The organism is Mycobacteriales bacterium, assembly GCA_035533475.1.
GTDB lineage: Bacteria > Actinomycetota > Actinomycetes > DATLTS01 > DATLTS01 > DATLTS01.
Map to the genome: position 1 here is coordinate 23,859 of DATLTS010000052.1, position 8,319 is coordinate 32,177.

At 72.1% G+C, this 8,319-nt stretch carries 8 protein-coding genes; 5 read left to right on the forward strand and 3 right to left on the reverse strand.

All coding sequences use genetic code 11. The annotated features are described in order from the left end of the window. Positions 1-18 precede the first annotated feature (18 nt). Positions 19-1,638 carry a polysaccharide biosynthesis tyrosine autokinase gene (locus VNG13_13305; GenBank protein ID HVA61495.1) on the reverse strand — a complete coding sequence of 540 codons (1,620 nt, stop codon included), beginning with the start codon at positions 1,636-1,638 and terminating at the stop codon, positions 19-21. A gap of 127 nt (positions 1,639-1,765) precedes the next feature. Further along, positions 1,766-2,032, reverse strand: coding sequence for an ADP-ribosylglycohydrolase family protein (locus tag VNG13_13310; protein ID HVA61496.1), 267 nt, complete (start codon positions 2,030-2,032; stop codon positions 1,766-1,768). 311 nt (positions 2,033-2,343) lie between these two features. Between VNG13_13310 and VNG13_13315 the strand changes: the two genes are divergently transcribed. The 3 genes from VNG13_13315 (at position 2,344) to VNG13_13325 (ending at position 6,919) form a co-directional block, all read left to right on the forward strand. Beyond that, on the forward strand, positions 2,344-5,439 hold the full coding sequence (locus VNG13_13315; GenBank protein ID HVA61497.1) for a DEAD/DEAH box helicase: 3,096 nt from the start codon (positions 2,344-2,346) through the stop codon (positions 5,437-5,439). Then, the gene (locus VNG13_13320) at positions 5,436-6,323 is read left to right on the forward strand and encodes an SWIM zinc finger family protein (protein ID HVA61498.1); all 888 of its coding nucleotides are present in this window, start codon (positions 5,436-5,438) and stop codon (positions 6,321-6,323) included. Before VNG13_13315 ends, VNG13_13320 begins: the two co-directional genes overlap by 4 nt. 383 nt (positions 6,324-6,706) lie before the next feature. After that, positions 6,707-6,919: a hypothetical protein gene (locus VNG13_13325; protein HVA61499.1), complete on the forward strand. Its 213-nt coding sequence runs from the start codon at positions 6,707-6,709 to the stop codon at positions 6,917-6,919. Positions 6,920-7,035: 116 nt separating this feature from the next. On the opposite strand, the gene VNG13_13330 is transcribed toward VNG13_13325, so the two are convergent. Further along, entirely contained in the window at positions 7,036-7,299 is a 264-nt protein-coding gene (locus VNG13_13330) for a hypothetical protein (GenBank protein ID HVA61500.1), read from the reverse strand. Between the two features lie 185 nt (positions 7,300-7,484). On the opposite strand from VNG13_13330, the gene VNG13_13335 reads away from it, so the two are divergent. Further along, positions 7,485-7,700 carry a hypothetical protein gene (locus tag VNG13_13335; GenBank protein HVA61501.1) on the forward strand — a complete coding sequence of 72 codons (216 nt, stop codon included), beginning with the start codon at positions 7,485-7,487 and terminating at the stop codon, positions 7,698-7,700. Next, positions 7,697-8,140: a type II toxin-antitoxin system HicB family antitoxin gene (locus tag VNG13_13340; GenBank protein ID HVA61502.1), complete on the forward strand. Its 444-nt coding sequence runs from the start codon at positions 7,697-7,699 to the stop codon at positions 8,138-8,140. The genes VNG13_13335 and VNG13_13340 overlap by 4 nt, the downstream gene beginning before the upstream one ends. The last annotated feature ends 179 nt before the right edge of the window (positions 8,141-8,319 follow it).

Consider the following 8,319-nt stretch of genomic DNA (forward strand, 5'->3'; position numbering starts at 1 on the left):
TCGGGTGCCGCCGCTCGCCTACGGCCAGGGATCGACGGCCTGCGGGCTCTCGACCGGTTCCGCCGGACCCTGGGCCGGCTCCGCCGGCCAGGCCTCCGCTGGACCCTGGGCCGGCTCCGCCGGCCAGGCCTCCGCCGGACCCTGGGCCGGCTCCGCCGGCCAGGCCGCCGCCTCATGGGCGCCATTCGGGCTCGGTCCGATCGGGGTGACGTGCGAGGCCTGGAGGGAGTTGCGCCGACGCTGCGCCCCGTCGCTCGGGCTGGCCGTTCGCCGGCCCCGCTCGCCGGGCGGGGAGTACCGGTAGGCGTAGGTGTAGGCGTAGGCGTCCGGCCCCTTCGTCGGCATCATGTTGAGCACGATCCCGAGCGCGCTGGCGTCGACCGCGGCCAGGCTGGCGATGGCGCGATGCAGCTGCTCGCGCCTCACGTGGCCGTGCCGGGCGACGAGGATCGTCCCGTCGCTGATCGCCGCCATCACCGCCGCGTCGGTGACCGGCAGCAGCGGCGGCGCGTCGAGGAGCACCACGTCGTAGCGGCCGGCCAGATCGACGACCAGGTCCCGCATCCCCTGCGAGGCGAGCACCTCACTCGGGTTCGGCGGGCGGCGGCCGCCGGGCAGCACGTCGAGCAGCCCGTCCGCCCAGCTCTGGATCGCGTCGTCCACCGCCACCCGGCCGATCAGGACGTCGGTGACCCCGACCGTGCTGTCCAGCCCCAGGTACTGGCCGATCCGCGGGCGGCGGAGGTCCGCCTCGACGAGCAGGACCCGGACCCCGGCCTCGGCGAGGGTGGTCGCCAGGTTGCAGGCGGTGGTGGTCTTCCCTTCCTCCGGGATCGCGCTGGTCACCACGATGGACCGGGGTGCGGCGTCGACGTTGACGAACTGGAGGTTGGTCCGCAACTGCCGGAACGCCTCGGCGCGGGCCGAATGCTCCTCCCCCTGCACCACCAGGGGCTGTTTCGCCGCGGCCGGGTCGAAGCCGATCACCCCGAGCATCGGCAGGCCGGTCAGCTCCTCGATGTCGGCGGGCAGCTTCACGGTCGTGTCGAGGGTCTCGCGGAGCACGGCCGCGCCGACCCCGACGGCCAGCCCGACGAGCAGGCCCAGCGCCAGGTCCAGTTTCTTCTTCGGCGAGGTCGGGGCGGTCGGCACGTCGGCGGACTTCACCACGCTCACCTTGACCAGCGGGCTCCCGCCGCCGGCGGGCCGTTCGATCTGGCTGACCAGGCCGATGACCTGTTGGCTGACCGCGTTCGCGATCGCCGCCGCCCGGGTGGGGGAGGCATCGGTCACCGACAGGTCGATCAGAACGGTGTTCAGCGGGACGCTGGCGCTGATCTCCCCGCCGAGCTGGGTCGGGGTGTAGGGGAGGCCGAGCGCGGCGATGACCGGCCGGGTCACCTGGGGGCTGGTCACGATGTCGGCGTAGCTGGTGACCTGGGCCTGGGCGAACTGGCCGCCGGCCACGGCCTGGTTCAGGTCGGCGTTCTGGGTGGAGACGAACAGCTGCGCGGTCGCGGTGTAGGTGGGCGTCGTGCTCAAGATCACCGCCGCGGCGGCCGCGAGCGCGAGGGCAGCGCACGCGGTGATGAGCTGCCACCGCTTGCGCAGCACGCGGAGGTAATCCTGCAGGTCCACGGGACGCCTTCGTCGCTCGAGGTCGGGGGAGGTAAGTCTCGCAGATACCCGGCCCACCCGCGCGCACCCTCCGTGCCGCGTCGTTCGGTGACCACGTCAACCATGTTTCGGCAAGGACATCTTTCGGTTACTCGGCGGGTTCCCACAACCCGCCGCCGCACATCTCGGTCCGCGTTCCCCGGGCGGATGTCGGGAACCTCGAACTGAACGCTGCGGCCGGCCCGAACTCGAACGGCGCGCCGAGCGCGTCACCGACCGCGGAGCCGACCAGCGCCCTGATGACCCGCTGATCGCGGTCCGCGCGTCGGCGCCCCGGGATGGCCAGTCCGCCGACTGCCGGGATCGGCCCTGCTTCGATCAACATGCCAAGGCCGTAGGCCGTCAGTCGGTCCATGGCGTCAGGCGCGCGCCGGCGCTCTTTGCTCCGCCGATTCCTTACTGGACGCGCCGGATCCGGAACCATCCATGTGGCCGCGGTTCGACCCGACGCCGCGGTCCGGCGTTCGGTCCCGTCCAGCCGGTCCCCGCAGTGGTCCCGCACCTCGATAGGGTCGCCGCGGCGGCGAGCGGGGTGTCCGTGAGGTGTACAGAGTTACCTCGCGAACGAGGATGAAACCGGCGGGCGCGCAACGTCAGAAGGTTGGGCATCAAGATGGGGGCGGGTACCGGCCGTTCGATCGCGTGCGTTCGGGGGAGTCGAGCAGGGTGATCGTCCTTCACGGCTGGTGGTCGGTCGAGCGCGATCCGCCCGGTGAGCTGACCCTCTGGGCCGAGGACTCCGGGTCGCCGCCCCAACCCCCTGCGCGTCGAGGTCGCCGGCCGGCGCGGCAGCCCCACCCGTTCGCGCTTGCCGCCGACGCGCTTGCGGCCGCCGTCGGGGCGGATGGCAAGGCCGGGACCGCCGTCCTGGTCCTGCCGACCGAGGCGCGGGGTCCGCAGGCTTCGGCTGAGCTGCTCCGCGCCCGGGCCGCGCCGGCGGCCCCGGGATCCACGGTGGAGGGGCGGTGGGAGGTTCCGACCCTGGGGCTGGATCCCGCGGCGGCCCTGGACCGCCTGCTCGAGCGGGGGGCGGATCCCGAGGCGGACGTCGTCCGGCCGACCGCCGGTGCGGATCTGCGGGTGCTCCAGGCGTTGGCCGAGTTCTCCGTGGACCTGGTCGGGCGCGGGCGGGTGCTTCCGGCCGTGCGCGACGCCGGGGACGGTCGGGGCGCGGCGGTGTGGTCGGCGGTGGTGACCGGGGCCGACGCGGTGTGGTTGCGGGCGGTGGCCGCGGGTCTGCCGGGTTGTTTCCTCGCGGCCCTGCCGGCCGACGTCGATCGCGGCGCGGCGGCGCTGGCGGTGGTGGGCGCCGCGACCGACGCCCTGGTCGACGCCGCCGTGCGTTCGCGTCTGGGGCCGGTGCCGCGCCGGCGGCCGGCGGCGACGTTCCGCTCGGCCCTCGCCGGTCCCGACCCGTATTTCGCCAGCACCCCGGTCGCCCTCGCCGCCCTGGACGAGGCCCTGGCTGCCTGGCAGCGGGAGGTCACCGAAGGCGGTGCGGTCCGGGCCTGCTTCCGGCTGGTCGAACCGGAGGGATCCGGTGCGGCGGCGGCCGGGGAGGCTGCCGCTGAGGAGGTGTCGGCGGCGGGCTGGCGGGTGGACTTCGCGTTGCAGTCGACGGAGGAGCCGAGCCTGGTCGTGGATGCCGGGCAGGTGTGGCGCGCCCAAGGGGGGATGCGGGCGCTGGCCCGCCACGTCGCCGCGCCGCAGGAGACGCTGCTCGGCGAGCTCGGCCGCGCGGTGCGGCTCTACCCGGAGATCGACGGCGCGCTGCGCACGGCCAGGCCGTCGTCGCTCAGCCTGGACGTCGAGGGTGCGCACCTGTTCCTGTCGGAGGTCGCGCCGATCCTGCTGGCCGCCGGCTTCGGGGTGCTGCTCCCGGGATGGTGGACCAACCCCGCCATGCGGGTGGGCGCGAAGCTGTCGGTGTCGACCCCCGCGCAGCCGGGCTCGGCCGAGGCGAAGGCGGTCATCGGCCGGGACGGGCTGGTCGAGTTCCGCTGGGATCTGGCGGTCGGTGAGCACACGCTGACCGAGCAGGAGATCGCCGACCTCGTCGAGGCGCAGCAGCCGCTGGTGCGGGTACGCGGCCAGTGGATGTACGTCGACGCCGACCGGCTGGCCCGGGCCCGGGCGTTCCTGGCCAAGCGGTCGCACGGCTCCGGGCGGATGAGCGTCGGCGGGGTGCTCGCGGCCATCGGGTCCGTCGATGACGGACCGGGCGGCCTGCCGGTCGTCGACGTCGAGGCGCAGGGCTGGCTCGCCGACCTCCTCTCCGGCCAGGTCGATCACCGGATCGCGCCGATGGCCGCGTCGGAGGGCTTCACCGGTGTGTTGCGGCCCTACCAGGAACGCGGGCTGGCCTGGCTGTCGTTCCTGGAGTCGGTCGGGTTGGGCGGGGTGCTCGCCGACGACATGGGGCTGGGCAAGACGGTGCAGCTGCTCGCCCTGGTCTGCGGTGACCCGGTCGCGGACTCCGGTCCGACGCTGCTGGTCTGCCCGATGTCGCTGGTCGGGAACTGGCAGCGCGAGGCCGCCCGGTTCGCCCCCGGGCTGCGGGTGCACCTGCACCACGGGGCGGAGCGTCCCAAGGGCAAGGCGTTCCACGCGGCGGTGGCCGGATCCGATCTGGTCGTGACCACCTACGGGCTCGTCATCCGCGACATCGACACGCTGCGGGAGATGAGCTGGCGTCGCGTCGTGCTCGACGAAGCGCAGGCGGTGAAGAACGCGGCCACCCGGGGGGCGATCGCGGTGCGCTCGCTCCCGCCGTCGCACCGGTTCGCGGTGACCGGGACCCCGGTGGAGAACCGGCTGGGCGACCTGTGGTCGCTGATGGAGTTCGCCAACCCCGGGCTGCTCGGCCAGCCCTCTTCGTTCAAGCAGCGCTTCGCCACCCCGATCGAGCGCCACGGCGACGCCGAGGCGGCGACCCGGCTGCGGACGCTGACCCAACCTTTCGTGCTGCGCCGCCTCAAGACCGACACGTCGATCATCACCGACCTGCCGGCCAAGATCGAGATGGAGGTTGTCTGCTCGCTGACCCGCGAGCAGGCCTCGCTCTACCAGGCGGTTGTCGCGGACATGATGGAGCGCATCGAGAGCAGCGACGGCATCGAGCGGCGCGGACTCGTTCTGGCGACCATGACCAAGCTCAAGCAGGTCTGCAACCATCCGGCGCAGTTCCTCAAGGACGGCAGCCGGCTCGGCGGGCGGTCGGGCAAGCTGGCCCGGGTGGAGGAGACCCTCGACGAGGTGCTCGCCTCGGGGGAGAAGGCGTTGCTGTTCACCCAGTACGCCGAGTTCGGGGAGATGCTGCGCACCCACCTCGGTGCCCGGTTCGGCCGTGAGGTCGCGTTCTTGCACGGCGGACTGGGCAAGGCCCAGCGCGACGCGCTGGTGGCCCGCTTCCAGGATCCGGCGGGCGGCGGGCCGGGTCTGTTCGTGCTGTCGTTGAAAGCGGGCGGGACGGGGCTCACCCTCACCGCTGCGAACCACGTCATCCACGTCGACCGATGGTGGAACCCCGCGGTGGAGGACCAGGCCACCGACCGGGCGTTCCGGATCGGGCAGACGCGTGCGGTCCAGGTCCGCAAGCTGGTGTGCGCGGGCACGCTGGAGGAGAAGATCGCGACGATGATCAAAGACAAGCGGGGGCTGGCCGCCCGCGTCGTCGGAACCGGCGAGGGCTGGCTCACCGAGCTGTCCACGGCGGCGCTGCGCGAGCTGTTCAAGCTCGAAGCCGGGTCGGTGCCGGAGTGAGCCCGCCGCCCCGGCGGGGTCGCGGGTCGAGCTGGTCGGGTGGCTTCCCGCCCCCGTCCAAGCCGCGCCCGGTGGACGGCGGTCTGGTCGCCCGCAGCGCGCGGGGGGCCATCGGGGAGCAGTGGTGGTCCCGGCGCTTTCTGGAGGTGCTGGAGTCGTTTGCGCTCGGGTCCCGGCTGACCCGCGGGAAGAACTACGCCCGGCGCGGTCAGGTGCTGTCCCTGAAGGTGTCCCCGGGGGTGGTCACCGCGTCGGTGCAGGGCTCGCGAAAGACCCCGTACAAAGTGTCGATCGCGCTGCCCGCGTTCCCCGAGCTGGTGTGGGCGAAGGTCGAGGTGACCCTGGCCGAGCAGGCGATCCACAGCGCCCGGCTACTCGCCGGGGAGATGCCCCCCGACCTCGAGGCGGTCTTCGCCGCGGCCGGCGCGCCGCTGTTCCCGCAGCGGGCGACCGACCTGACCCTGAACTGTTCCTGCCCCGACTGGGAGGTGCCGTGCAAGCACCTCGCGGCCGTGTTCTACCTGCTCGCGGAGAGCTTCGACGACGATCCGTTCGCGATCCTGCTGTGGCGCGGCCGGCGGCGCGATGCGCTGCTCGGCCGGCTGCGCGAGCTACGCGGCGGCGACCCGGTGTCCGCGGTGGATCCCACGCCCGAGCCGCTCGACGGTCCCCGGGTAGGGGCGATGATGGCGCTGGCCGATCTTGCCTTCGCCCACGACGACTTCTGGACCGCAGCACCGGTGCCGCCGCTACCCGTGCAGGCTGAGCTGCCCGCCGACCTGCTGCTGCGCCAGCTCCCGGTGCCCGGGGCGCCGCTCGGCGGTCCCGATCTCGTGAGCTACCTCACGCCGCTCTACGCCCGGCTCGGGGAGCCGCGCGACTGACGTAGGTCCAGAGGCGACGTCCTCGAGCGGCACCTCGCCGACGGGGAGGATTCCACTCAGGACCGGTCATGTGAGGGGCACTCGGTACGGGACTGGACGCTCCCCCGGGTCGATAACGGGGCGCGCTCTCGCGTACCGCTAGCTTGATCCACTCTGAGCGGCCAGCGTGAGTATCCGGCGCTATCGTTCCCGACGTGGCAGCCCCCGGGAGCGCCGATGCTGGGCCTGCCGACTTCTTCGCAGCCACAGCTGAGCAGGCACGCCGAGTCCTTGAGGCTGACGAAGGCTGGCCGACGTACCACGCGGGTATCGCGTTCCAGGGCCTCGCAATGAGCCTGGCAGCGTCGCAGGACGGACCTCGCCAGTATCCGAACGAAGAGCCGATGGCGCTGTATCTGATCTGGGGGGCGTGGACCGACCGGATGGACGCATCCGGACGCGGGTCGCCTGAGCAGGATGCCACCGCCGTGCGCCACATGAAGCGGGCGGCCACCGAATGGTTGACCGTAGTGGACCTGCCGGGGGACCGGGCGGCGTACTGGGACCGATGGGTGCACGAGGAGTGCGGCTACGAGCGGAAGCGACCCACCGAATAGGTGCGAGTGCGCGTTACCGAGCGGGCTGGGTTCGCTGACCTGGGTTCGCTGAGCCGCCCGCATCCGATCCGGCGCTTCCGCACGCTGATCTCGTGCGGGACCTCACATCGCCGGACCTAGGCTGCTGGCGTGTCCACGTTCCTCCACGTCACCTCGACTTGAATCGTGAGTCGATCAAGGTGAACGGCCTCGACTGGTACTGGATGGGGGCAGCTCGGGGAATCGCCGGGAGCAGAGAACCGGAGGAGCCCGGCTGCTTTCTCTGCCGGGACGAACGAGAGGTCGAGTGGTTCGTAGGCATGAACAACACCGATGGTCCGGTCGGCGTGTGGGCGGTTGACGATGTCGACGAAACGGCTCTCGTCGAGGTCAACGGCCACTCGTACCTTCCGGGCTCGGTTTCGCCCGCCAAGCTTCGCCTGCTTCGTCAAGGCATCGCAAGACCCGAGTTGTAACAGCAACTCTGTCGCGCAGCCCGGCGGCGACGACCCGACCGGAGCCGGCGCTATCGAGCGATCTGTCAAGAATTCTTTACTTGATCCGTCCAGCGCTCTAGACGACGATGATGAAGCGGCGCGACCTGCTCAAACACATCCGTGCGGCGGCCCAAGCCCGTCAGCTGGAACTGGCACAGCTGCGCGAAGGAGCCAACCACACGGTGTACACGCTAGGCCGGCGCCAGTTCACGGTGCCGCGGCACTCCGAGATCAACGAATACACGGCCGAGGGGATCATGAAAGACCTCGAAGACGAGCTGGGAAAGGACTTGTGGCGCAGGTGAGCCGCCCGGGCTACACGGCGCGGTGCCGCCGGATCGGCGACTGGTGGGCGATCGAGGTGCCGCAGCTGCGAGGGGTGCACAGTCAGGCCCGCCGCCTCGACCAGGTGGAGGCCATGGCGCGGGAGGCGATCGCCCTCTTGCGGGACGTGCCAGCCGACAGCTTCGACGTGCGCGTGGAACCGCACCTCGACCCCGACGCAGAAGCCACCGTGGCAGCGGCCACCACGGCATCGCAGAAGGCGCGCGGTGCGGCCGAGGACGCCAGCCGGCTGCAGCGCGAGGCAGCCCGCGCGCTCGTGGGCAAATACAGGCTCACGGTTCGCGACGCCGGCACGTTACTCAGGCTGTCCCCGCAGCGGGTCAGCCAGCTCACGGCCGAGCGACCTCGCACCACCGTCAAGGTCGCGCCGTCGAGGGCCGCCCGGCGCAAGAGCGCATAGCAGCCGTTCTCGCTCGTCCGAGGCCATGGGCGGAACGCAGCCGAGCCGGCGTTCTGTATCGCACATCGGGCGGGCAGCCGTTGTCCGGCGCCGGCGATTCCGTAGTACGATTCACCGGGTGGAGGTGCTCCCGTCAGCGCTCCGGCATGGCATCGACGTTGAGGACATCCAGCACGGCG